18 protein-coding genes are annotated in these 23227 nt (G+C 59.8%); 14 read left to right on the forward strand and 4 right to left on the reverse strand.

Translation table 11 applies throughout. From position 1 onward, the window contains the following. Nucleotides 1-52 precede the first annotated feature (52 nt). Together DESLA_RS0112585 and DESLA_RS0112590 are read left to right on the forward strand one after the other, a co-directional pair. Entirely contained in the window at nucleotides 53-700 is a 648-nt protein-coding gene (locus DESLA_RS0112585; protein ID WP_028572724.1) for a class I SAM-dependent methyltransferase, read from the forward strand. Nucleotides 701-872: 172 nt separating this feature from the next. After that, the gene (locus DESLA_RS0112590; RefSeq protein WP_028572725.1) at nucleotides 873-1298 is read left to right on the forward strand and encodes a PaaI family thioesterase; all 426 of its coding nucleotides are present in this window, start codon (nucleotides 873-875) and stop codon (nucleotides 1296-1298) included. A 132-nt stretch (nucleotides 1299-1430) separates the two neighbouring features. Here DESLA_RS0112590 and DESLA_RS0112595 read toward each other — a convergent pair whose 3' ends face one another. Further along, on the reverse strand, nucleotides 1431-2087 hold the full coding sequence (locus DESLA_RS0112595; protein ID WP_028572726.1) for a GntR family transcriptional regulator: 657 nt from the start codon (nucleotides 2085-2087) through the stop codon (nucleotides 1431-1433). Nucleotides 2088-2588: 501 nt separating this feature from the next. Here DESLA_RS0112595 and hisD point away from each other — a divergent pair. From hisD to DESLA_RS0112655, 12 genes are all read left to right on the forward strand, one after another. Then, the gene (gene hisD / locus DESLA_RS0112600) at nucleotides 2589-3899 is read left to right on the forward strand and encodes a histidinol dehydrogenase (protein ID WP_028572727.1); all 1311 of its coding nucleotides are present in this window, start codon (nucleotides 2589-2591) and stop codon (nucleotides 3897-3899) included. Nucleotides 3900-4020: 121 nt separating this feature from the next. Continuing rightward, nucleotides 4021-5187 carry an iron-containing alcohol dehydrogenase gene (locus DESLA_RS0112605; RefSeq protein WP_028572728.1) on the forward strand — a complete coding sequence of 389 codons (1167 nt, stop codon included), beginning with the start codon at nucleotides 4021-4023 and terminating at the stop codon, nucleotides 5185-5187. A 265-nt stretch (nucleotides 5188-5452) separates the two neighbouring features. Continuing rightward, nucleotides 5453-6448, forward strand: a complete 996-nt coding sequence (locus DESLA_RS0112610) for a TRAP transporter substrate-binding protein (RefSeq protein WP_028572729.1) — start codon at nucleotides 5453-5455, stop codon at nucleotides 6446-6448. Nucleotides 6449-6654: 206 nt separating this feature from the next. Further along, nucleotides 6655-7650 (forward strand): TRAP transporter substrate-binding protein, encoded by a 996-nt coding sequence (locus DESLA_RS0112615; RefSeq protein ID WP_028572730.1) that lies wholly within the window; start codon nucleotides 6655-6657, stop codon nucleotides 7648-7650. Nucleotides 7651-7691: 41 nt separating this feature from the next. Beyond that, nucleotides 7692-8237: a TRAP transporter small permease gene (locus DESLA_RS0112620; protein WP_028572731.1), complete on the forward strand. Its 546-nt coding sequence runs from the start codon at nucleotides 7692-7694 to the stop codon at nucleotides 8235-8237. Between the two features lie 12 nt (nucleotides 8238-8249). Further along, nucleotides 8250-9533, forward strand: coding sequence for a TRAP transporter large permease (locus tag DESLA_RS0112625; protein WP_028572732.1), 1284 nt, complete (start codon nucleotides 8250-8252; stop codon nucleotides 9531-9533). A gap of 37 nt (nucleotides 9534-9570) precedes the next feature. Further along, complete coding sequence (locus DESLA_RS0112630; RefSeq protein ID WP_028572733.1) at nucleotides 9571-9951, forward strand: RidA family protein; 381 nt, start codon at nucleotides 9571-9573, stop codon at nucleotides 9949-9951. Between the two features lie 178 nt (nucleotides 9952-10129). Then, on the forward strand, nucleotides 10130-11137 hold the full coding sequence (cuyA, locus tag DESLA_RS0112635) for a D-cysteate sulfo-lyase (RefSeq protein ID WP_028572734.1): 1008 nt from the start codon (nucleotides 10130-10132) through the stop codon (nucleotides 11135-11137). 144 nt (nucleotides 11138-11281) lie between these two features. Beyond that, a complete protein-coding gene (locus tag DESLA_RS0112640; RefSeq protein ID WP_028572735.1) occupies nucleotides 11282-13141 on the forward strand; it encodes an aldehyde ferredoxin oxidoreductase family protein in 1860 nt (619 codons plus the stop codon). An 88-nt stretch (nucleotides 13142-13229) separates the two neighbouring features. Then, nucleotides 13230-13505 carry a MoaD/ThiS family protein gene (locus tag DESLA_RS20360; protein ID WP_245590058.1) on the forward strand — a complete coding sequence of 92 codons (276 nt, stop codon included), beginning with the start codon at nucleotides 13230-13232 and terminating at the stop codon, nucleotides 13503-13505. A gap of 116 nt (nucleotides 13506-13621) precedes the next feature. Beyond that, nucleotides 13622-14329, forward strand: a complete 708-nt coding sequence (cuyB, locus tag DESLA_RS0112650) for a cysteate racemase (protein ID WP_028572736.1) — start codon at nucleotides 13622-13624, stop codon at nucleotides 14327-14329. 70 nt (nucleotides 14330-14399) lie between these two features. Beyond that, nucleotides 14400-15866 carry an NAD-dependent succinate-semialdehyde dehydrogenase gene (locus DESLA_RS0112655; RefSeq protein WP_028572737.1) on the forward strand — a complete coding sequence of 489 codons (1467 nt, stop codon included), beginning with the start codon at nucleotides 14400-14402 and terminating at the stop codon, nucleotides 15864-15866. Nucleotides 15867-16019: 153 nt separating this feature from the next. Here DESLA_RS0112655 and DESLA_RS0112660 read toward each other — a convergent pair whose 3' ends face one another. The 3 genes from DESLA_RS0112660 to DESLA_RS0112670 form a co-directional block, all read right to left on the reverse strand. Continuing rightward, entirely contained in the window at nucleotides 16020-19193 is a 3174-nt protein-coding gene (locus tag DESLA_RS0112660) for an efflux RND transporter permease subunit (RefSeq protein ID WP_028572738.1), read from the reverse strand. A 7-nt stretch (nucleotides 19194-19200) separates the two neighbouring features. Beyond that, the gene (locus DESLA_RS20365) at nucleotides 19201-20487 is read right to left on the reverse strand and encodes an efflux RND transporter periplasmic adaptor subunit (protein WP_084032053.1); all 1287 of its coding nucleotides are present in this window, start codon (nucleotides 20485-20487) and stop codon (nucleotides 19201-19203) included. 859 nt (nucleotides 20488-21346) lie between these two features. Continuing rightward, nucleotides 21347-23206 (reverse strand): RiPP maturation radical SAM C-methyltransferase, encoded by a 1860-nt coding sequence (locus tag DESLA_RS0112670; RefSeq protein WP_028572739.1) that lies wholly within the window; start codon nucleotides 23204-23206, stop codon nucleotides 21347-21349. Between the last annotated feature and the right edge of the window lie 21 nt (nucleotides 23207-23227).

A 23227-nucleotide genomic window follows, 5' to 3' on the forward strand; every position in this document is an offset into this window, starting at 1 on the left:
CGTCGGCTTCGTTCGTGGATGCGGTCCAGCTCCGACACCATACCAGACCATCATGGGATTCTACGCCAGCACCGTTCTTCCCCGGCTGATTCACGCCGCCTGCGGCAAAGGGCCGATCCGTCGCCTGCGGGCGCGGATCATCCCGCCGGCCCAGGGCCGCGTTCTGGAGGTCGGAATCGGCTCGGGCCTGAATCTGCCCTACTATGACCCGGCTGTGGTAACCGAACTCTGGGGGCTTGATCCGTCTCCGGAAATGCTCCGCATCGCCGCCCACGCGGCCCGTTCCGGGCCGGTCGTTCCACACTGGATCGACCGGAGCGTGGAAGAGCTTCCGCTGGAGAGCGCAAGCATGGACACCATCGTCACGACCTTCACGCTTTGCAGCGTCGCTTCGCCCGAAGAGGGGCTGCGGCAAATGTACCGGGTGCTCAAGCCGGGAGGGACGCTGATCTTCTGCGAGCACGGCGCGGCGCCGGACCGAGCCGTGCGCCGCTGGCAGGACCGGCTGACCCCGATCTGGAAGCGGTTGGCCGGTGGATGCCATCTGAACAGGGATGTTTCGGGCTTGCTGACCCGGAGCGGTTTTCGATTGACCGCCCTGGAGACCACCGTGGTCCGGAAGTGGTGGCTGGCAGGGTATATTTTCCATGGAACCGCCACGAAATCGGTGGATCCGGTAACGCCAACCCTCCTTCGGTAATGCGTTATCCTCTTAAAATAATGCAGTTCTCTTGGTCGGCATCGGGGTCGGTATCGGGATCGAAACTGTTTGTTCGGCTATATCCTGATTTCGACCCAGATGCCGATATCGACACCGACACCGAAAGAGAATCGTTGATTGGAACTGGGATGACATATGAAGCGAGGCTGGTATGAATCCGGAAGCGTTGCAGGCGTTTCGCGAATTGATCGAAACAGGCATCCCCTTCAATGCCTATCTGGGCATCCGACTCCTGGACCTCGGGGATCGCCAGTGTCGCCTGCTCCTGCCGTACAGGCCGGAACTCCAGGGCGATGCCCGCCGCCAAGCCCTGCACGGCGGAGTGATTTCCGCCCTGATCGACACCTGCGGGGGATTCGCGGTCTGGAGCACCGGCAGCATCAAGGACCGGGTCGCCACCATCGACCTGCGCGTGGACTACCTCAAGCCGGCCGTGGCCTGCGACATCATCGCCCACTCCCGGATCAGGATGCTGGGCAACCGGGTGGGGAACGTCTCCACCGTGGTCCACTCCACCACCGCTCCGGAGGTGATCATTGCCGAGGGTCGATCCGTCTACAATATCCGACGGTTCTGAAACGAGGTCGGACCCTGTGTCCACCGAGATCGGGCCAGACATCCTCCAAGATCGGACCAGACATCCACCGAGATCGGACCAGACATCCACCGAGATCGGACCAGGTATTCATGAGCACGGGGCTTGGTCCAACTAATGGAACATGAATCGGCTGTAGACCTTCTTGATCAGCCGCAGCCCGTTCTTGATATTCTGCTTGAAAATCTCCTTGAGCATGGCCTCGTCCTTCTTTTTCAGGGCTTCCAGAATCTGGGCGTGCTGCTCGTGCATTCGCGCCAGATCGTTGTCGTCCCGGGGGCGATTGACCAGAAAGATATCCACGGACTCCATCAGCTTGTCCACCACCAGGCAGAGATGGGTCAGCCTTGAGTACTCGTAAATCAGGGAGTGAAACTGGCGGTCCAGATGGTAGAGGGCCTGAAGGTCCAATCCCGGCTGCATTTCCGCCAACATGGATTCCAGCTTGGCAATGCCTGACTCATCCATATTGCACATGGCCTCCAGGGCCAGAGTCGTCTCCAGCTTGACCCGCATTTCATAGATGATTTCAATCTCCCGCATCCGCGGAGACTCGGCCACCACCGCGCCTTTATAGGGAATATTGCGCACAAGGCCGGATCGGTCCAGACGCATTAAAGCTTCCCGGATCGGCCCCTTGCCGATTCCCAGCTCCTCTTCCAACTCCGAGATCACAAGCCGCGTTCCAGGGAGTTTCTCCCTGGTGATGACCATGTCCCTGATCCGCTGGTAGGCAGCCAGGGATTTCATTTCGCAGTTTTTTTCTTCCACTTCTTCTCCACAGCATCTTCAGCGATAGATCATTCTGACAGAAACACAGTGACGCTTTCCGGGTACCCGACATGCTCTCCAGTGCCGAGGGTGGAGGGACGGTTCGCGAACCGCCCCTACGGCAGACCGTGCATCCGCATGGGGTTTCTCAAGGCATGTCTCGACCGCCAAATGCCCGGCTGTTCTGAACCATCCCCTATCCGCAAGCTTGAATTTTCCGGACCACTCAACCGGCGCAATGAACCATAGGATTCGCCACGTCGAGCCGGAAGCGTTGCCGTCCTTGGACGTTCCGGTCATTACACTAGGTGCAGGGCAAAGTTAAGAATGACTTAATATAAAAAAAGATTCAAGAAAATTTAATAAATATTTTATAAAATATTGACATTTATTTTGACCTTCTCTAAGCAGAAAGTGAAGGCTTGAAATACAAGGTGGATGGAGGCTGGCTTGCGAAGAATCCCCGTATCTCTCGGCATATGAAACAGAGACTTTATCCTCATGGAATACATAAAAAAAGCGCGGAAATCGGCTGAAGACCACGGCGCAGAGATCAGTAAAACAGTTGCGCCCATGCTGGATGACATCCGAGCCCGTGGCGAATTGGCAATCCGCGAGATGGCCGCCAAATTTGACGGTTGGTCCGGTGAGTTCGTGCTCAGAGAGAATAAAAAGCAGCACTTGATTGCCGCTGTCCCGGAGCAGGTCAGAGCGGACATCCGCTTTGCTTACGAACAGGTCCGCAGCTTCGCTCTGCGGCAGCGCGAAAGCATTCGAGATTTCGAGGTTAACTCCTTCCCCGGGGTGCGCCTGGGGCAGCGCGTTCTGCCGATGGACGTTGCGGGATGCTATGTTCCCGGCGGGCGATTCGCCCATGCCTGCTCGGCCATCATGAGCGTGGCCACGGCCAAGGCCGCCGGAGTGCCCTTTGTGGTGGCCTGCTCTCCTCCTCGCGGTGAGAGCATCGACCCGGCAGTGGCCTTTGCCATGGACCTGGCCGGTGCGGATGTGATTCTCGAGCTCGGTGGCGTACAGGCCGTCGCGGCCATGGCCTACGGCCTTTTTACGGGCAGGCCGGCAAACATCCTCGTGGGGCCGGGCAACGCCTACGTGGCCGAGGCCAAGGCCCTGCTGGCCGGGAGCGGGGCTTGCGGGATCGATGTGTATGCCGGGCCCACGGAGTCGGCGATCATCGCGGACCAGAACGCGGATCCCATGACCGTTGCCGTGGACCTCGTTTCCCAGGCGGAGCATGGTCCGGATTCACCAGTCTGGCTGTTCACGGATTACCGCGAACTGGCGGACCAGGTGCTGGACCTGCTGCCCAGAGTGATCGCGGACATGCCCGTTCCGGATGTCCCCAGAACCGCCTGGTCCGACTACGGCGAAATCATCCTCTGTGCGGACCGGGACGAATTGTGCCGGGTTTGCGATGCATACGCCCCGGAGCATGTCCAGGTCATGGCCGAGGATCTGGATTGGTGGCTGGACAATCTACGTTCCTATGGATCGCTTTTTCTTGGCGAAGGCAGCTCGGTTGCCCATGGCGACAAGTGCTCCGGAACCAACCACATCCTCCCCACCAGGAAGGCCGCCCGACACAGCGGCGGACTGAGCGTGCATAAATTTTTAAAAATCAGCACGTATCAGGAAATCGACAGGGCGGCCAACAAGCAATTCAGCGCCGTTGCCTCACGACTTTCCAGGGTCGAGGGCATGGAAGGTCATGCCCGATCCTGCGATTGGCGGCTCAGGAAATTTTGCCCGGGCGAGAACTGGGATTTTCACGTCCACAACAATCTGGATGGTTGAAGATTCGGTAACTGTTCAATAATTGAGGCAATGGAGCTTTCAGACAATGCCCAGCCTTTTTGAGCAGTTACAAGATGCACATGTACACGAAACCACATCACAACAAGAAAAGGAGCGAATCATGAGCGTAGACAGGCCGTTTGATCTGTATTGCCCCACGAAAATCAAGTTTGGTGCCGGGATTACGGCTGCGGCAGGCGCGGAGGTCAAGGCGCTCAGGGGGAGCAAGGTCCTCGTTGTCGCCGACCCTGGAGTCGTCAAGGCGGGCTTGCTGGAGGGCGTTCTGGACTCCCTGAAGAAGGAGAATTTGCCGTTTGCCGTCTTCGACCAGGTGGAGGTGAATGCCACGCTGAGTTCCGTTGTGAAAGCCTCGGAGCTGCAAAAGAGCGAACAGTGCGACATTCTGCTGCTGGTCGGCGGCGGAAGCACCATGGACACCGGCAAGGGCGTCGGTTGCCTGGCCACCAACGAGGGGCCGCTGCCAGCCTACGAAGGGCCTGAAAAATACAGCAATCCACCCTTGCCTTCCATTGCCGTGCCCACCACAGCCGGAACCGGCAGCGAGCTGAGCTTTGGTGCGGTGCTCTTCGATGAAGAGCGTAACTACAAATTCTCCTTCCGCAGCTCCATGCAAATCCCGAAAGTTGCACTGCTTGATCCGCTGCTGCTTTCAAGCCTGCCGTCCCATGTGGCCGCGGGAAGCGGAATGGATGCGCTCTCCCATTGCGCTGAAGCATTTGTTTCCAAGTGGGCGACGCACTTCACGGATGCCTACTGCCGGGAAAATTTTATCCTCGTGGGCAAGTATCTGCGCCGCTTTGTCGCCGACCCCGCGGATACCGAGGCCGCTGGCGGCATGCTCCAGGCCAGCTCCATGGGTTCCATGGCCTTCAATACCGCCCGTCTTGGCCTGGTTCACGCCATGGCTTCCCCGTTGGGCGCCCACTTTCACCTGCCCCACGGCACGGCCTGCGCTGTACTGATGCCGGCGGTGATGCGCTTCAACCTGCTTGCCTGCCCTGAAAAATACCGTGAAATGGCCTTGTTGTTGGAAGGGGCGGTTTTCGGAAACAGCATGCTGGATCAAGCGGAGTCCGGCGTATACGCTGTGGAACGATTGCTGGATGATCTTGATATGAACGTTGAAATCGACACGACGCTTGTCACCGAGGAAAAGCTGTCCCAAATGGCGGATGAAACCTTGTCGTCAGGCATGCAGCTCACGAATCCCCGGAATGTGACAAAGGCTGACGTGATCAAGGTGTATAAGGATTATTTTAATATTTAAGTTTACAGGGCAAAGACAGCGCTGAAGGACAATCCCGTCTTTGCGTTTTCCATTAAAGCTGGGGCGTAAAAATTTTGCCCCTTGATTGGGGAGGCACATGTCAGTGTGTGTTTTCATCAACGGAGATGGCCAAACCTGCCCACACCAATATCAACACAAACAGAGAGAGGAGGTGAAGCGCTTCAAGTCGATGGTGTCGTCTCCATGTGGATGTTTTCGCGGAGATGGACGACAAATCAACCAGTAACGATGTGGAGGGACCGAGATGTTTAAGAAAGTTACAATGATGGTCGTGTGTTTGTGTTTTTTCCTCGGCATGATGGCGGGCAGCGCTTCGGCCCAAAAGGTTATCAAGGTCGGCATGGGGGATCCCATTGATTCGGACCAGGGCGCTTTTGCCACGCGTTTCAAGGAGGCTGTGGAAGGCTTGTCCAACGGTGAGATTAAAGTGGAGCTTTTCCCCGGCGGTGCCCTGGGCGCGGAGACGGAAATGCTCCAGAACGTCCGCATGGGAACCTTGGAAGTGGCCATCACGGCCGTGGGCAACATGGCTCCCTTTGTGCCCCAGTTCGCTGCCCTGAGCTACCCCTACCTGATCGAGACCCACTACGACGCGGTCAAGGCGACCACCGGCTATCTTGGCAAGTATTGGAACGAGATCAGCAAGGAAAAGGGCGGCTTTGAGATCCTGGGCTGGACCTACTCGAACTTCCGCTACGTGACCAACTCCCGCCGCCCGGTCTGCAACCTGGCGGACATTAAGGACCTGAAAATCCGCGTTCCGCAGAACAGGGTCATCCTGGCTGCCTTCACCGCTTGGGGCGCCAACCCGGTGCCCATGGCCTGGGCCGAAACCTTCACCGCATTGCAGCAGCGCGTGGTGGACGGTCAGGAAAATCCCTATATCGTCAACTACACCATGAATTTCCACGAAGTGCAGGATTACATCACGGAAACCCATTACCAGTACTCCCTGCAGCCCATGATCATCGGCGTGAACACCTTGGCCAATATGGACGATGAAACCCGGGCGATCATTATCCGGGCCGGCATCGAAGCCCAGCAGTATGGGCTGCTCTTTCAGGTTCTGGAAGCTGAAAAAGCCAAACAGGCCATGCAGGCTGCCGGCGTCGAGGTCTGTGAACTGGAAGACGAGGAAGAGTGGAAGAGAATCGCCATGGAAAAAGTCTGGCCTGAATACTACGACTTTGTCGGTGGGAAGGAAGTCATCGACACCATGCGCAAGCACCTTGGCAAGTAATCTCTGATGTTGACCACCCTGTGAACATGGGGTGATTTCCAGGTAAGTAGGGGCGACCCGCGGTCGCCCCTATTTTTCTCACGTATCGACAACGGACATATTTGTTTTTGGCGGTCACATGGATTCTCGAGAGTGATCATCACTCCGGTTTTTCAGGACTGCCGATCATTATCGTACAACCATCTTCCCAACTGAAGGAGATCGCCTTGTTCAGGAAATTGGCCCTAGTTGCCGTATCCGCGATTGTGTTGAGTCTCGTGGGACCGACCACTGCCCTGGCCACGCAGAGCATCAATGTGGGGATCGGCGACCTTCTGGATTCGGATCAGGGAAAGTTGGCCCAACGATTCAAGGAGATTGTCGAAGCGGTATCAGAAGGGAATATCGACGTGCAGCTGTTTCCCGGCGGAACGCTGGGGACGGAACAGGAAATGGTGCAAAATGTTCGCTCCGGCGCACTGGACATGGCCATTGCCAGCACAGCCACTTTGGCGTCGTTCGTACCGCATTTCGAGGCCCTGCACTACCCGTACCTGATCGAGAGCCAGGACGAAGCGATCAGGGCCACGACGGGCTATCTCGGCAATTTCTGGAACGACGCAGGCAAGAGCAGGGGCGGGTTCGAGATTTTGGGCTGGGCCCACTCGGGCTTCCGGTATCTGACCAACTCTCGGCGCCCTGTCTGCACCCTGGCGGACCTTAAGGGATTGAAAATCCGTGTTCCCCAAAACAGGATCACCCTGGCGACGTTCTCCGCCTGGGGCGCCACCCCTGTGCCCATGGCCTGGGAGGAAACGTACACCGCTTTGCAGCAAGGTGTGGTGGACGGCCAGGAAGCACCATACATGCCGTTCCTGGAAGTCCAGAAATTCGTCAGCCTGACCCACTATCAGTACAAGCTGTCGCCAATGATCATCGGTACGAAAACACTGGAGAGCCTGGACGACGACACGCGGAGGATCCTGACGCGGGCCGGTTTGGAAGCCCAGCAGTACTACCAGGTCCATCAAATCCACGAAGCGGAAAAGGCGCGGATGCATGCCGAAAAAATGGGTATCGCCATCTGCTCCCTGGAGGATGAGGAAACCTGGAAGGACATTGCCCGGGAAACGGTCTGGCCCAGGTTTTACGACTCCGTCGGCGGCAGGCAGGTCATTGACACCATCCAGCTCCGCCTTGGGAAACACCTGGATAATCGGTAGTCGGCAATTGTTCATCGGACCGCTAACCTTCGGGAGTCATCATGGTGGCAAAAAAAATATTGCACGTCCTCGACAATCTGGAGCGGTACATCTGTCAGGTTCTCCTGGCATTTTTCGTCACCATTCTCTTCGCGCAGATAACCCTGCGCGCCGTATTCAACATTGTTCTGCCCTGGAGCGAGGAAATTTCCCGCTTCTCTTTTGTCTGGTTCGTATTTTTCGGAGCCTCCTATGCAGCCAGACTGTCGGCCCATAACAGGGTCACCCTGCAGTTCAAGCTGTTTCGGCCGGAGGTTGGCAAGTATTCCCAGATATTCACCGATTTGATCTGGATCGGCTTCAATCTGACCATGATCCATGAAAGCATCAAGGTCATCAACAACATGAAGCTCTTTGCCTTCCACTCCCCTGCCCTGGGCTGGAACATGGCTCATGTCTACTACATTTTTCCCATCAGCTTCGCCTTGATGACCCTGCGCATCATCCAGGTCAATTACATCAAGCACGTCCTCAAGGAAGAGATCGGCGACGTGGACAAGGTCGACCCCGAGGAATTCAAGCAACTGGCCGAGAAGCCGAGCACCTAAAAGGAGCGCACAATGTCCCCAGCAACCATCCTTTTCGGGTCTTTCGTGCTCCTGCTGCTCTTTGGTAGCCCCATTGCCGTGGCCCTGGGCGTATCCGCCATGCTCACCTTTCTCTATGTGGGCACGGATCTCTCCAGTATCGTCCAGATTGCCTTCAATTCCGTCAACTCCTTTCCGATCATGGCCCTGCCCGCCTTTGTCCTGGCCGGGGCGCTCATGGACTGCGCCGGGATTTCCAAACGGCTGGTGCATGTTGCCGAGACCATGGTGGGCAGGGTCCACGGGGGCCTGGCCATCACCACGACCCTGGCCTGTGTGTTCTTCGGGGCCATTTCCGGCTCCGGCCCGGCCACCACCGCGGCCGTGGGCATGCTGATGATCCCGGCCATGATCAAGAAGGGCTACGACAAGGGCTATGCCGGCGCGGCCACGGCCACCGCCGGAGGCATCGGCATCATTATCCCGCCAAGCATTCCCATGGTCATCTACGGCATCACGGCCCAGCAATCCATCACCAAGATGTTCATTGCCGGCGTCATCCCCGGCTTGCTGATCGCCATGGGGTTGATCCTCGTCCATTACCTGCGCTGCCGGGGAACCGACTACAGCAGCGACATGGAAGCCTTTTCCCTGAGACGTTTCCTGCGAGCCGTCAAGGACGGTTTCTGGGCCATCCTCGCCCCGGTGGTCATTCTAGGCGGGATCTATTCCGGAATCTTCACACCCACCGAAGCAGCCATTGTGGCCATTTTCTACACCTTGTTCGTCGGTATCTTCATCTACAAGGAGATTACCCTCGCGGGCCTGGAGAAATCTCTGACCACGACCTCCTGGCTGACCGGTCGGGTGCTGGTGATCATGTTCACGGCTTTCGCCTTCGGAAGAATTCTCGTGCAGTACCGGATTCCAGACATGATCGCCCAGGGAATGCTCAGCCTGACCTCGGACGTGCACGTCATCTTCATTCTGGTCATTCTCTTTCTGCTGTTCATCGGCATGTTCATGGAAACCCTGGCCGTCATCCTGATCGTCACCCCGGTTCTGCTGCCGGTGATGACCATTCTCGGAGTGGACCCCATCCACTTCGGCGTTATCCTGGTCTGTTGCTGCGGGGTGGGCTTTTCCACGCCACCCCTCGGGGAGAACATGTTTATTGCCTCGGGGATCGCCAATATCTCCCTGGAGGAAATCTCCTGGAAGGCCCTGCCCTTTTGTGCCGTTACCGTCGGTGTCATCATCTTGATGGCCTTTTTCCCGCAAATCGTCCTCTGGCTGCCCACGGTCCTGGGGTACTGACCCCACTATCATAACCCAACCATCACTGGAGAATCTCATGTCAAAAAACGTTATTCACACCACCAAGGCCCCAAAAGCCGTCGGCCCCTATTCCCAGGCCGTCGCATCCGGTCCGTTGCTGTTCACCTCAGGCCAGTTGCCCCTGGATCCGGAATCCGGAACCATGCCCCAGGGGGACATCCAAGTTCGGGCGGAACAGTGTCTGCGCAACCTGCAAAGCATTGCCGAAGCCGGTGGCACGAGCCTGGACCGGGCGGTCAAGGTCACGGTGTTCCTGACCAACATGGCCGATTTTCAGGCCGTGAACCAGGTTTATGCCCAGTTTTTCAAGGAACCGTTTCCGGCAAGAACGGCGCTGCAGGTGGCGGCTCTTCCATTGGGCGCGGACATTGAGATCGAGGCGGTTTTCGAGCGTTGATGATCGAATCAGTGAAGCTTCCTGGTTTCATGAGCAAGACGTCTGGAATCCTGCCCACGGAACACACGGAAAAACACGGAAAGGGTGAGGGGCAAGGGAGTCGCGTCCACAAATCCAGTGAAAGCTTTACAGTTGTGTAGAGTTTGTAGCCATCAAACAATTCAGGAGAGATAGAATCATGAATTTTACCAAATTTCCCCGCCGTACCTACCTGCAAGGGGCTACGCCCATAGAACCCATGGACAACCTGAGCAAGGCCCTGGGGAAGGGAGTCAATCTGTTCGTCAAGCGCGACGATCTGCTGCCGGGGGCCAGCGGGGGGAACAAGACCCGCAAGCTGGAATTCTGCCTGGCCGACGGCCTGGAACAGGGGGCGGACACGATCATCACCTGCGGCGCGGTCCAGTCCAACCACTGCCGCCTGACCGCTTCCTGGTGCTGCAAGGAGAATCTGGAGTGCCACCTGGTGCTGGAAGAGCGGGTCAAGGGCTCCTACAAGCCGGATGGCAGCGGCAACAACTTTTTGTTCGACCTGTTGAACGTCAAAAGCATTGCCGTGGCTCCCGGCGGGTCGGACATGATGGCGGAAATGCGCAAAAAGGCGGAAGAACTGAAAGCCCAGGGCAAAAAGCCGTATATCGTCCCCGGGGGAGCGTCCAATGCCATCGGCGCTTTGGGGTACGTGGCCTGCGCGGAAGAAATCATGAATCAGTTGAATACGGAACACCTGAAGATCGACCACATCGTCGTGCCCTCGGGCAGCGCCGGGACCCACGCCGGCATGGTGGTGGGCATGGTCGGCACCAACGCCAACATCCCGGTCAGCGGGGTCAATGTGTCCCGGCCCAAGGACGTCCAGGAAGGCATTGTGCACAAACTGGCGGAGGAAACGGCGCGGAAGCTGGAAATGAAGATGCCCATTACCAGAGAAACTGTCGTCTGCTACGACCAATATGTAGGCCCCGGCTACTCCCTGCCCACGGACTCCATGGTCGAGGCGGTCCGGCTGTTCGCCAAACATGAGGCCATTCTTCTGGATCCGGTCTATTCGGGCAAAGCGGCAGCCGGTCTGATCGATCTTGTCCGTTCGAACCAATTCGCCAAGGGCAGCAATGTGCTGTTCCTGCATACCGGAGGCTCTCCGGCGCTGTATGCCTATTTGCCGACGTTCAAGAAGGAAGGTTGAAAAGTAGGAACCAGTTGAGGATGGCCCAGGTTGCACTGGTGGAGATCCAGGCTACTGTTCGAATACCAGCCAGCATCTTGCCGCTAACAACTTGAATGCAAAAACATTTCTTAATTGATGAAAAAGGACTCAAGGAGTCATAGCATGCCTTTCGGTTACAATGGAAAAATACTCATCGTAGATCTGACCAATCAAACTTGGTCCGTGGATGAACACGACGAGGCTTGGTACCGGACCTACTGGGGCGGCGGGGCTCTCGCCTCCTGGTACATGCTCAAGCATATTCCACCCAAGGCCGACCCCCTGGATCCGGACAACGTCCTGGTCTTTGCCGCTTCCGTGCTTTGCGGATCTGGCCTTTCGGGCTTCAACCGCTACACCGTCTCGGCCATGAATCCCTTGACCAGCGGTTTTGGAGAATCCGAGGCATCGGGGTATTTCGGACCTGAGCTGAAGCATGCCGGTTTCGATGCCGTGGTCTTCACCGGCAAGGCCCCCAAGCCGGTCTATCTGTGGATCAACAAGGGCCAGGTTGAGTTGCGGGACGCCGGTGGAGTCTGGGGCCTGGAGAACGCGCCGGCCCTGGACGCCATTCGCGAGGAGTTGGGCGACAAGAAGGTTCGCATCGCGTCCATCGGGCCAGCCGGGGAAAAGATGGTTCGCTTGGCCTGCGTGATCAACGAGTTGGCCCATGCCAACGGCCGCTGCGGCATGGGCGCGGTGATGGGCTCCAAGAACCTGAAGGCCGTGGTTGTTCGCGGGGATGTGGAAAGCATGACCCTGGCCGACCCGGATGCTCTCAAGGAGCTGAACAAATGGCACCGGGCGCGCATCGGCGAGCACATGCCCTCGGTGAACATGCGCAAGTTCGGCACGGTCCAGCATCTGATGGCCCAGCAGAATTCCGGCATCCTGCCCACCCGCAACTGGAAGGACTGCCAGTTCGAGGATGCGTCCAAGCTGGGCTGGGACGGCTACGAAAAGGTCCAGGACGGCACGCACACCTGCTACAAATGCTCCGTGGCCTGCAAGCGCAAGGTGAACAACACCTCGGAGAAGCGCTACGGAGGTCCGGAATATGAAACCTTGGCCGCTTTGGGCTCCATGTGCGGCGTGGGCGACCTGGACGCGGTCTGCAAGGGCCATGAGCGCTGCAACGCCCTGGGGCTGGACACCGTGGGCACCGGCGCGGTGGTGGCCATGGCCATGGAACTGGCGGAGAAGGGCATTCTTACCGCCGAAGATCTGGGCGGCAGAGCGATTACCTTTGGCGACGGCCCCGGCATGCTGGAGCTGGTGGAGAAGATCGCGGCCCGTGACGGCATTGGCGACACTTTGGCCGAAGGCGTCAAGCGCGCGGCCCAGCGCATCGGCAAGGGCGCGGAGGAATACGCCTTCCACGTCAAGGGCCAGGAACCGGCTTTTCACGACCCCCGGGGCAAGACCGGCGTGGGCCTGGGCTTTGCCCTGTCCCCCACGGGCGCGGACCATATTGAGGCTCCCCATGAAGTGCCCTTTCAGGGCGAGGGAGTGAAGCTGGTCAACCCACTGGGCATTTTCGTCGCACCTCAGGCCCTGGACAACGGACCGGACAAGGTCCGCTACTTCATTGCCGGGGAAAAGACCTGGGCCATGAACAACACCCTGGGCCTGTGCAATTTTGTGGTCGCCCCCCTGTTTTCCATGACCTACGACAAGCTGACCCAAGCCGTGGAGGCCATCACCGGCTGGTCCACCAGCCTGCATGAACTGATGCTGGTGGCTGAGCGCTCCATTGTCCTGGCCCGGATGTTCAATGTTCGCGAGGGCATGACCAGCAAGGACGACAAGCTCTTCCGCCGGATGTTCGAACCACTGCCCGACGGCGTGCTTAAGGATCAGAGCATTGACCCGGACTCCTTCCAGCAAGCCGTGGATCTCTACTACGCCATGATGGGCTGGGACGCGAACGGCGTTCCGAGCAAGGGGACGCTGTACAGGCTGAGCCTGGATTGGCTGGTGTGAGGGGGGGGAAGTTCAGAGAACAGAAGTCAGGAGTCAGGAGTGAGAAGGCGTGAGGGCGTATGGAGTACGCCCCCGCGAAGGAAAGGGGATGATGGGCAATACTGGTCAAGGAGCAGGACGAGCCGGGGAGGCGGAAGCGACGGTCAAGGTACGGCTGATGGCCATTTTGGCGGAGCATGCTCCGGCGAATCCGAAAGCGTTTCCGATTCCAGAGGGCTGCACCCTGGCGGAGCTGATTCAACTGTTGGGTCTGCGGGAGGATCAGGTGATGTTCGCCTTTGTGAACGGTCACATGGCGACATTGAAAACCAGAATCCCAGACAAAGCTTTGGTTTCACTTTGCCCTTACATTTGCGGAGGATAACAAACCTTCAGAACGGACAGTTGAAGGATAAAAGAAGAGGAAGTAGGGTCGGAAAAATTATTGCTCTCCAGGAGACAACTTCAGAACCAGCCGAGAAGGAACCGCGCCAAGGCACAATGGAATCGGTAAAGCAGGAAAAAATCGTCGGCATCATCGGCGGCATGGGGCCAGGGGCCACCGTGGATTTGATGGCCCGGTTGATCCGCCTGACCCCGGCCCTGGACGACGCGGATCATGTCCGATGCATCGTGGACAACAATCCCAAGGTGCCCTCGCGGATCAAGGCCCTGATTGAGGGCGGGGGGGGCAGCCCGGTGCCGGAGCTCCAGGACATGGCCAGGCGGCTGGAGGCCTGGGGGGCGGATTTTCTGGCCATGCCCTGCAACACCGCCCATTACTACTTCCAGGATATCCAGGATGCCGTGACCATCCCGATGCTCAACCTGATCCAGATCACGGTGCGGGAAGTCTTGAAACAACAGCCTGGGATCGTCAAGGTAGGCATTCTGGGCTCCACGGCAATGCAGCTCACCGGCCTGTATCAACGGGCCTTCTCCGCGATCGGGGCAGAGGTGGTCTATCCCGAACCTTCCGCCCAGGACAGGATCATGGCCGCCATCAAGGACATCAAGAAAGGTCGCATGGACCAGGCCGCCGCCGCGCTTGATGCAGCCGTCACCAGTCTGGAGTCGCAAGGGGCTCGGGCCGTGGTCGTCGCGTGCACGGAATTGAGTCTCTTGCCTTTTGCCTCATCCCTGCCACACTATGATGCCGCGGACATTCTTGCCCGCGAAATTATTCGCGTCTGCAAGTGGCAGGATTGAAGGGGCGGGCTTGAAACCCGCCCAAACTTGTCTTGCCACACGACTCACCCCAGCCAAGAGAGGAATCCTGATGAGCCTTGCGAAAACGATACTGTCACGAGATGCCGCATGCCTTGTGGGTGGGCAATGGATCAGCGCCGATTCAGGCAAGACCCTGGACGTGCTCAATCCGGCCACGGGCGAAGTGTTGGGTACCGTGCCCAATTGCGGACGCGGCGAGACGGCGCGCGCCATTGACGCCGCGGCCCGGGCCTGGCCGGCCTGGCGGGCCCTGACCGCGCTGGAGCGAAGCGCAATACTCTTGCGTCTGCACGACCTGTTGCTGGCCGAGCGCGAGGAGCTGGCCCACCTGATGACCCTGGAACAGGGCAAACCGCTGGCCGAGGCCCGGGCCGAGATCGGCTTCGGGGCCAGCTTTCTGCGCTGGTTTGCCGAGGAAGGAAGGCGGGCCTATGGAAGCATCATCCCCGCGCCCTGGCGGGACAAGCGCATCCTGGTCACCCGGGAGCCGGTGGGCGTGGTGGGGATCATCACCCCCTGGAACTTCCCCACGGCCATGATCTGCCGCAAGGCAGGTCCGGCCCTGGCCGTGGGCTGCCCGGTGGTCGTCAAACCGGCCAGCCAGACGCCCTTCTCGGCCCTGGCCCTGGCTGAGCTGGCCAGGCAGGCGGGCATTCCCGACGGCGTGTTCAATGTGCTGACCGGCTCATCCCGGGAAATCGGCGCGGAACTGACCGGAAGCCCGGTGGTCCGCAAGCTCAGCTTCACCGGCTCCACGAAAGTGGGCAAGGAGCTGCTGCAACAATGCGCCGCCACCGTGAAGAAGGTTTCCCTGGAACTGGGCGGCAACGCGCCGTTTCTGGTTTTCGATGACGCGGATCTGGACCTGGCCGTGGCCGGGGCGGTTAACAGCAAGTATCGCAATACGGGTCAGACCTGCGTCTGCACCAACCGGTTTCTGATTCAGGACGGGGTTTACGGGGCCTTTCTGGAGAAATTCACGGCAGCGGTGGGCCAATTAAAGGTCGGTGACGGACTGGAAGAGGGCGTGAGCCAGGGGCCGCTGATCGACGACCAGGCCGTGCTGCACATGGAAGCCCAGATAGCGGATGCCCAGGGCAAAGGCGGGCGTATCATCACCGGAGGCCGACGGCATGCCCTTGGAGGCAATTTTTTCGAGCCCACGGTCATCGCGGATGCGACCAGCGAGATGATCATGAGCACGGAAGAGACCTTCGGCCCCGTGGCCCCGGTGTATCGCTTTCAAACCGAACAGGAGGCCGTCGCCCTGGCCAACGCCACGGAATTCGGCCTGGCCGGCTATGTCTACACCCGCGACCTGGGCCGGGCCTGGCGGGTTTCCGAGGCCCTGGAATACGGCCTCGTGGGGGTCAATGAAAGCCTGATGTCCACCTGCGAAGCGCCCTTTGGCGGGATCAAGGAAAGCGGCTTCGGCCGGGAAGGCTCCCACTACGGCCTCGATGACTACACCACGCTGAAATACATCTGCATGGCCGGGCTCGCCGAAAAGATCTGAAGATTGTCCGGAGTCAGGTGCAAAGAGATGGTTTGCATCTGACTCCGGCACCTGAATACCCATCCTGCCTGGCCGCCCTACTCCTCCCTCATCCATCCGACACCTTTCTCCCGAAACGAACTCGATTCTCTCAACGGGCATTCTCACCGCCCGTCAGGGCGTCTTTGCTTCGTCTTTCGTCGACGCGATCGGTTCTTGCGGCACGTCGCGTCGCCCACCCCGAAGCCGATCCAGCATCCCGATCACCAGGGCGTAGAGAAAGGGCACGAAGACGACTCCCAGGAACGTGGCCGCGATCATTCCGGCGAAGACCGAGGTCCCCAGGGCGTGGCGGGCCGAGGCTCCGGCTCCGGTGGCCGTGACCAGGGGCAGGACTCCGAGAATAAAGGCCAGGGAGGTCATCAGGATCGGGCGAAAACGCATCTTGGAGGCTTCCACGGCAGCTTCCACCACGTCCATGCCCCGGTCGTAGGCCGTTTTGGCATATTCCACGATGAGCACGGCGTTCTTGGCCGCCAGGCCGATGAGCATGACCAGACCGATTTGGGCGTAGACGTTGTTGTCCAGGCCGCGCAGCCATTGTCCGCTGAAGGCCCCGAGGGCTCCCAGGGGCAGGGCGAAGAGCACGGCAAAGGGAATGGCCCAGCTTTCGTACAGGGCCGCCAGACAAAAGAAGACCATCAGCAGGGCCAGGGCAAAGACCGGACCGTAGGTTCCGGCGGATTCCTTCTCCTGCAGGGCCATGCCCGTCCATTCGTAACCGAATCCGGGGGGCAGGGCCTGGGCCGCGGTCTCTTCCAGGGCCGCGATGATCTGGCCGCTGCTGAACCCGGAGGCCGCGTCCGCGGTCACGCTGATGGCCGGATAGACGTTGTACCGGGCGATGTATTCCGGGCCGGAGGCGTCCGTGACCGTGACCAGGGTGGACAGGGGGACCATCTCGCCCTTGTTGTTGCGCACGTAGAAGTTTTCGATGTCCTCGGGCTTGCCCCGGAATTCGGGCTTGGCCTGGAGCATGACCCGGTAGGTTCGCCCGAACTTGTTCAGGTCGTTGATGTACAGCCCGCCAAGAAAGGCCTGCAACGCCGAATAAACCTGGGTCAGCGGCACGCCCATGTTCTTGGCCTTGTCCCGGTCCAGTTCCAGTTGCAGTTGGGGCACGTTCACGGAAAAGGTGGTAAAGGGATTGCTCACCTCGGGACGTTGGCCGGCGGCGGCCATAAACTCATTGGCCACCCGGGCCAGATCCTGGATTCCCGCTCCGGTACGGTCCTGGATCTGAATCTCCACGCCGCCCGTGGCACCCAGCCCGGAAATGGCCGGAGGGGAAAAGGCGAAGGCCAGACCGTCGTCAATGCTCCATAAGAAGCGTCCGGCCCGGGCCAGGATGGCGTCCAGGGTCAGCTCCGGTGTTTGGCGCTCGTCCCAGGAATCCAGAATCACGAACATGGTGGCGGCGTAGGAAGACACCCCGGCCCCCAGCATGTTGAACCCTCCCAGGGAAATGTAGGCCTTGATCCCCTCGGCCTGGTCCAGATAGGCCTCCACCTTGCGCACCGCCGTATCCGTGCGCTCCAGGGACGCTGCCGGGGGCAACTGGATGCTGACCAGGAAATAGCCCTGGTCCTCCGGCGGGACAAAGCCCGTGGGCAGTGCTCGCAGCAGGCCATAGGTGGCGCCGAAGAGCACGACCAGGACGCACAGGGTCAGGACCCAGCCGCGAATGGCTCCGCGCACCGTGGCCGTATAGCCCCGGGTGCAGAAGGCGAAGAAACGGTTGAACTGACGGAAGAACCAGCCCAGGGGGCCGCGGCCCGGCTTGGAGGGCCGCAACAAGAGCACGGCCAGGGCCGGACTCAGCGTCAGGGCGTTGAAGACCGAGATGCCCACGGACACCGTCAGGGTCAGGGCGAACTGTTTATAGAGCTGCCCGGCGATCCCGCCCAGAAAGGCCACGGGGATGAACACCGCCGCGATGACCAGCCCGTTGGCCACCACCGGCCCGGCCACCTCGTCCATGGCCTTGAGGGTCGCTTCCCGAGGGGTCATGCCCTCGTTGTCCAGGTTGTGCTGGGCCGCCTCCACCACCACGATGGCGTCGTCCACCACCAGGCCGATGGCCAGAACCAGGGCGAAGAGGGTCAGGGTGTTCAGGGAGAAGTCAAGCATCGGGAAGGCGATGAACGCGCCCACCAGGGACACGGGCACGGCGATCATCGGGATGATCGTGGCCCGCCAGCTTTGCAGAAAGAGAAAGACCACCAGAAAGACCAGGGCAAAGGCTTCGAACAGGGTCTGGACCACCTCTTCGATGGATTTGGAGACGAACTCCGTGGTGTCGAAGGCGATCTCATAGCCCACGTCGTCCGGAAAGGCTCCGGCCAAGTCTTCGATGGCCTTGCGCACGTCGCTCACCACGGTCAGGGCGTTGGCCCCGGGGAGCTGGTAGATCATCAAGGTGGCCGTGGGCTTGCCGGAAAAGCGGCTGAATACGCCGTAAAAATCCCCGCCCAGCTCCACCTGGGCCACGTCCCGTAGCCGGACCACTGCTCCGGAATCGGCCGTCTTGATGATCACGTCCTCGAATTCCTCGACCTCCGTGAGCTGGCCGCGAACCCGCACCGCGTACTGGAACAGGGTTCCCGGCGGGGCAGGGGCCTGGCCGATCTGCCCGGCCGGGGCCTGGATGTTCTGATCCTGCAGGGCCTGGTCAATGTCCGAAGCCACGATGCCCAGGGAGGCCATCTTGTCCGGATCGACCCAGATGCGCAGGGAAAACTCCCCGGCCCCGAAGGTGTCCACCTTGCCCACCCCGGGCACCCGGCTCAGGGCGTCGGTCAGGTTGATTTTGGCGTAGTTGAGCAGAAACAGGGCGTCGTAGGTTTCGTTCGGCGAGATCAGGTTCACGGCCAGGAGCATGCCCGTGGACTGCTTGTTCACCGTGACGCCCATGCGCTTGACCATGTCCGGCAGCTTGGGTTCGGCCTGGCTGACCCGGTTCTGGACGTCCACCGTGGCCATGTCCAGGTCGTGACCCACCTCGAAGGTTACGGTCAGGCTGTAGCTGCCGTCGTTGGAACTGGTGGAGGACATGGAGATCATCCCCTCCACGCCGTTGACCTGCTGCTCGATGGGCGTGGCCACGGCCTGCTCCACCACTTCGGCCGAGGCGCCGGGGTAGCTGGCGCTGACATTCACCGTGGGCGGGGTGATTTCCGGGTACTGGGCCACGGGCAAATTGACCAGCGCCAGAACCCCGGCCAGGGTCATGACGATGGACAGGACCGAGGCAAAGACGGGCCGGTCGATGAAAAATTTATAGAACATGGCTGGCTCACTCCCCGGCGGGGCTGTCAGCCGGTTTCACGGTGGCGTCCGAAACAGGCGAGCCGGCGGGATCGGTCAAGGGGTCTGTCGGTGAGGTAGTCGGGGGCGCGGCCGGAGTCTCGACCGAAGTCTCTTCCGTATCCTCCAGTTCGTAGGGAACCACGGTGGGGGCGACATGGGCGCCGGGACGAAGCTTCTGGAGATTGTCCACAGCCACCCGGTCGCCGGGCTCGACGCCCCGGACTGCGCGCAGATTGCCGAGGCGCATGCCCACCTCCACGCCGCGGGAGGCAATCAGCCCCTGGTCGTCCACCACGAACACGCTCTTGCGACCCAGGGTGTCCATGATGGCCACCTGGGGAATAAGCAGCGTCTCCCATTCCTTCTCCAGGGTAATTCGGGCCCGCCCGAACATGCCCGGACGGAGCATCCCGTCCGGATTGGGGAACACGGCCCGGGCCGCGATGCTGCCGGTCTTGGGGTCCACCTCCCGGTCGAACATGTCCAGATGCCCGGTGTGATCGTAGATCAAGCCTCCGGCCAGGGTCAGCCGAATGTCCAGGGTCTTGAAGACCTCCTGGAAGTCGTCCCCGAAATGGGCGCTGAGATTGAGATAGTCTTCCTCGCTGAGATAGAAGAAGAAATGCATCGGATCTACGGTGGAGATCTTGGCCAGCAGGGTCGAACCGGCAGTAACCAGTCCACCCTGGTCCACCAGGGCGAAGCCGATCCGTCCGTCGATGGGCGAGGTGATCCGGGTGTGACGGAGCTGGAGTTGGGCCAGGTTGACGGAGGCCGCATTGACCAGGACATTGGCCTCGGCTTCCTGTTCCTTGATCTGCTTCAGGTCGAACTCCTCCTGGGAGATCATGGCCTGACGAAGCAGCGTTGCGTAACGCTGGGTCTCCTTGCGGGCCAGTTCCAGGCTGACCTGGGAATACTCATATTGAGCCTTGGCCTTGGACAGATCCTGCTGGTACTGATCCGGGTCGATCAGAAACAGAAGCTGATCCTTTTTGACCAGGGACCCGTCTCCGAAGTCGCGGCGCAGCATGTGCCCGTTGACCCGGGAGCGAATTTCCACGGTCTCCACGGCCTGGGTGTTGCCCACGGCCTCGCCGTAGATGGGCACGGTCATCTTCTGGGCCGTGATCACGTTCACCGGCAGGGCCGGCGGCGGCCCCTGAGCCGGCGGCGAGGAATCCCCGCAGCCCGCCAAAAACATCGCCCCGGCCAGCAACAAGCAAACGGCCATCCCTCGCCACAAACGCCTTGCTCCAGAATCACCGCGCATCAGGTGGACTCCTATCAGTATGTCAGGTCAAAGTTCTAAACGGGACCTGGGACAGGGCAGACCTTGAACCCCTGGTTCCCGAAACAGTAGCGTTGATGTCAGGTGGAATAAACAGTCTATCCATTGCCCATTTCGTCGGATTATTGCCAATGCATTCCTGGAGCCGACTCCATTCGGACTCCTTGCGGATAATGTGTTCCCAATGATTCCGTTGCCGTAATTTACCCAGAATGGTGCGGGGTTGGTTTTGGTTTATCCATTTCAACCCTTGGTGTACACAACGATTTATATCCCCCAACAATCTCGCCCATCGTAGGAGCACCCCTTGCGGGTGCCCCTACAACCACAATAATGCCGTGGATATGGGTCGGCACGACGGCAAACCCATCTAACAGGCTGTTGAAGAATCCCCGCTAGCTGCGTTGCTGCAAAAAGTCCAACCCCCCTCAAGAACGACTAATCACCCTTCGACATTGAACTTTTTCCGCCTTGCCGCCGGGGTTTTTGAACAGCCTGCAGAATCTGGCTTTTTCAACTGCTAACAGACTTATTATACGAAATTGACAAAAACTCACCACCTTATCTCACAAACAGCTAAGCCTCTTCTCGAAAAGAACCTTTTTCGTTCACAACATTCTGTTTCAAAAGCATTATTTGCTCTGCAACACAATCCCTCCACCGTCGATGCCAACATTATGCAGTGCCAGATCAATCCTGAAAAAAGCCCTGCATAAAGCCCACCTCAGAGTGGTATGGCGGGGTGGAGCATGGCTGAACACTTTGAGAAAAGATGTCGCCTCGGTGCAATACGTTGAAAGCCGTGGTGGCGCATTCAGTCCGAATTCACGCCATTGGCCGCTTATAAATCCTCCGCACTCCGGTCCATGGGCACGGCCAGGCTCAGAAATCTGTCGGATTCCGAGAACATCAATCGCTTGTCCACCATCATCCGCAAAAAGCCGTCCAGTTTGTCCGCGGCCAGGTGGGGGAGCAGGGATTGGATTTGGTTTCTGGTGCGGCTTTTTCGGCAGAAGAGGTAGATGCGGCGTGAAGCTTGGGGCAGGCGGTGGGTGTCGTGGGTTTTGTCCGGGCGGCGGAGGGTGATGATCAGGAAGTCCGCGCCGTCCTGGTAGCCCAGGATCGGGCCGGGATTCGGCCCGCGCATGGATTGGGCGTATTCCCTGGCCCACTGTCTTGCCCGGTGCTCCACCGGTCGCCACAACCTGCGCTGCTCCCGCTTGCCGCCGACGTACCCCTGCACCATGAAGCGGAGGGTCCGGGCGATTTGAGGAGGAAACAGGACGCTCCAGCGCGGGTCGTTGCCCGTCAGGCGGATTCCGTGGCCGCGCGGATCGCGGAATACCGGGCTTCCCAGGCCCAGCCAGAAGAATACCGGACGCAGGGGCAGGTAGAGGGCGACGAATTCCATGTTGGCCAGGGTTTCTTGGACTTCTTGGGCCGTGGAGCCGGGAAAACGCATCAGCAGGTTGCCGCCGTGATGGATGCCCAGGGCCTCACAGTGGCGCATGACCTCGATGTTGTCCAGGGCGCTGGTGCCCTTGTTCATCCTGGCCAGCAGGGCGCTGCTCAAGGCCTCGACGCCTACCTGGACTTCGCGCATCCCGGCCCGGCGCATGGCCGCGAGCAGGGTCGGGGGCGTGTCGGCCCGGATTTCGCCGAACAGTCGGTAGTCCCTGCCGGATTCGGCCAGCGTGGTGAACAATTCCGTCGCGCCCTTGCGGGGCAGCAGGTTATCCATAAAGGAAAAGCCCAGCACCTTGTGCCGGGTGCTCAGGGCGGTGATTTCCTCCGCGACCTTGCGCGGGGATTTGGACCGGTATCCGGTCCAGTGCCGGTTCAGGTTGCAGAACGCACAGCCCTGAGCCGGGCGGTCTGGGTCCGGCTTCTTGATCCACCAGCAACCCCTGGAGGCCTCCACCGGAAGCACGGGATGAAACTGTTTCGCCGGGCCAAGAGATTGCAGTTGGGCGAAATAGTCGTCGAAGTCCGGTATGGGCAGATCGTCCAAATCCCGGATTTGGCGGTTGAGGCCGTCCGGGAGGGGTTTTCGCGCAGCCCCTTGGTTCCGACACAGGGCGTCCGTCAGCTCGGCCAGGTCCGTTTCCCCTTCTCCCTGGGTCAGGTAATCGATCTCCGGAAACGCGGCGGTCAGGGCCACGAAGGATTCGCCGGAAAAACCGGCCCCGCCGACCACGACGGGCAGTTCCGGATATTTTCGCTTGATGCGCCGGATCAGAACCAGGGAGCAGGTCGACTGGCACAGGGAGACGCTGAACCCGGCCAGACCGAACGCGGTCCAGTCGATGTCGGCGATGAACCGGTCGCAGGCCGTGTCCAGGGCCTGGGCCAGAGCCGGCAGCCCCACGGCGCGGATGGCCGGGTTTTGCCTGCTTTCCCGCTCGAAGAGCCGCTGAATGGCCGGACCCTGGTCCGGAAAGAGCAAGGTCGCGGCCACGCTTTCCGCGACCCAGGTTCGCTCGGAAATGACTTGATACAAGGTGTAGCCGACGGCCGCAGCCACATGAAGATGAACATGCTCCGCCCGGACCGGCACGTCGGGGAACCGGCGGCGCAGGTGGGCCTTGAGCGTGCCGAGCTGGATGGAGGGCCGGTTGTACATGGCCCAGGGCGCGGAAACGAGTATGAGCGGACGGGGGGAGATTATTCCGGCTTCAGGCTTGTGTTCGGCTGTGTGCATGGCAAGATCCGGATGCTATAT

The organism is Desulfonatronum lacustre DSM 10312 (genome assembly GCF_000519265.1).
GTDB lineage: Bacteria > Desulfobacterota > Desulfovibrionia > Desulfovibrionales > Desulfonatronaceae > Desulfonatronum > Desulfonatronum lacustre.

Coding starts and splice junctions, on each gene's coding strand:
- DESLA_RS0112590 (WP_028572725.1), top strand. CDS start 873: ATGAATCCGGAAGCGTTGCAGGCGTTTCGCGAATTGATCGAAACAGGC.
- hisD (WP_028572727.1), top strand. CDS start 2,589: ATGGAATACATAAAAAAAGCGCGGAAATCGGCTGAAGACCACGGCGCA.
- DESLA_RS0112660 (WP_028572738.1), bottom strand. CDS start 19,193: ATGTTCTATAAATTTTTCATCGACCGGCCCGTCTTTGCCTCGGTCCTG.
- DESLA_RS0112670 (WP_028572739.1), bottom strand. CDS start 23,206: ATGCACACAGCCGAACACAAGCCTGAAGCCGGAATAATCTCCCCCCGT.
- DESLA_RS20365 (WP_084032053.1), bottom strand. CDS start 20,487: ATGCGCGGTGATTCTGGAGCAAGGCGTTTGTGGCGAGGGATGGCCGTT.
- DESLA_RS0112610 (WP_028572729.1), top strand. CDS start 5,453: ATGTTTAAGAAAGTTACAATGATGGTCGTGTGTTTGTGTTTTTTCCTC.
- cuyB (WP_028572736.1), top strand. CDS start 13,622: ATGGAATCGGTAAAGCAGGAAAAAATCGTCGGCATCATCGGCGGCATG.
- DESLA_RS0112625 (WP_028572732.1), top strand. CDS start 8,250: ATGTCCCCAGCAACCATCCTTTTCGGGTCTTTCGTGCTCCTGCTGCTC.
- DESLA_RS20360 (WP_245590058.1), top strand. CDS start 13,230: ATGATGGGCAATACTGGTCAAGGAGCAGGACGAGCCGGGGAGGCGGAA.
- DESLA_RS0112655 (WP_028572737.1), top strand. CDS start 14,400: ATGAGCCTTGCGAAAACGATACTGTCACGAGATGCCGCATGCCTTGTG.
- cuyA (WP_028572734.1), top strand. CDS start 10,130: ATGAATTTTACCAAATTTCCCCGCCGTACCTACCTGCAAGGGGCTACG.
- DESLA_RS0112620 (WP_028572731.1), top strand. CDS start 7,692: ATGGTGGCAAAAAAAATATTGCACGTCCTCGACAATCTGGAGCGGTAC.
- DESLA_RS0112630 (WP_028572733.1), top strand. CDS start 9,571: ATGTCAAAAAACGTTATTCACACCACCAAGGCCCCAAAAGCCGTCGGC.
- DESLA_RS0112640 (WP_028572735.1), top strand. CDS start 11,282: ATGCCTTTCGGTTACAATGGAAAAATACTCATCGTAGATCTGACCAAT.
- DESLA_RS0112605 (WP_028572728.1), top strand. CDS start 4,021: ATGAGCGTAGACAGGCCGTTTGATCTGTATTGCCCCACGAAAATCAAG.
- DESLA_RS0112585 (WP_028572724.1), top strand. CDS start 53: ATGGGATTCTACGCCAGCACCGTTCTTCCCCGGCTGATTCACGCCGCC.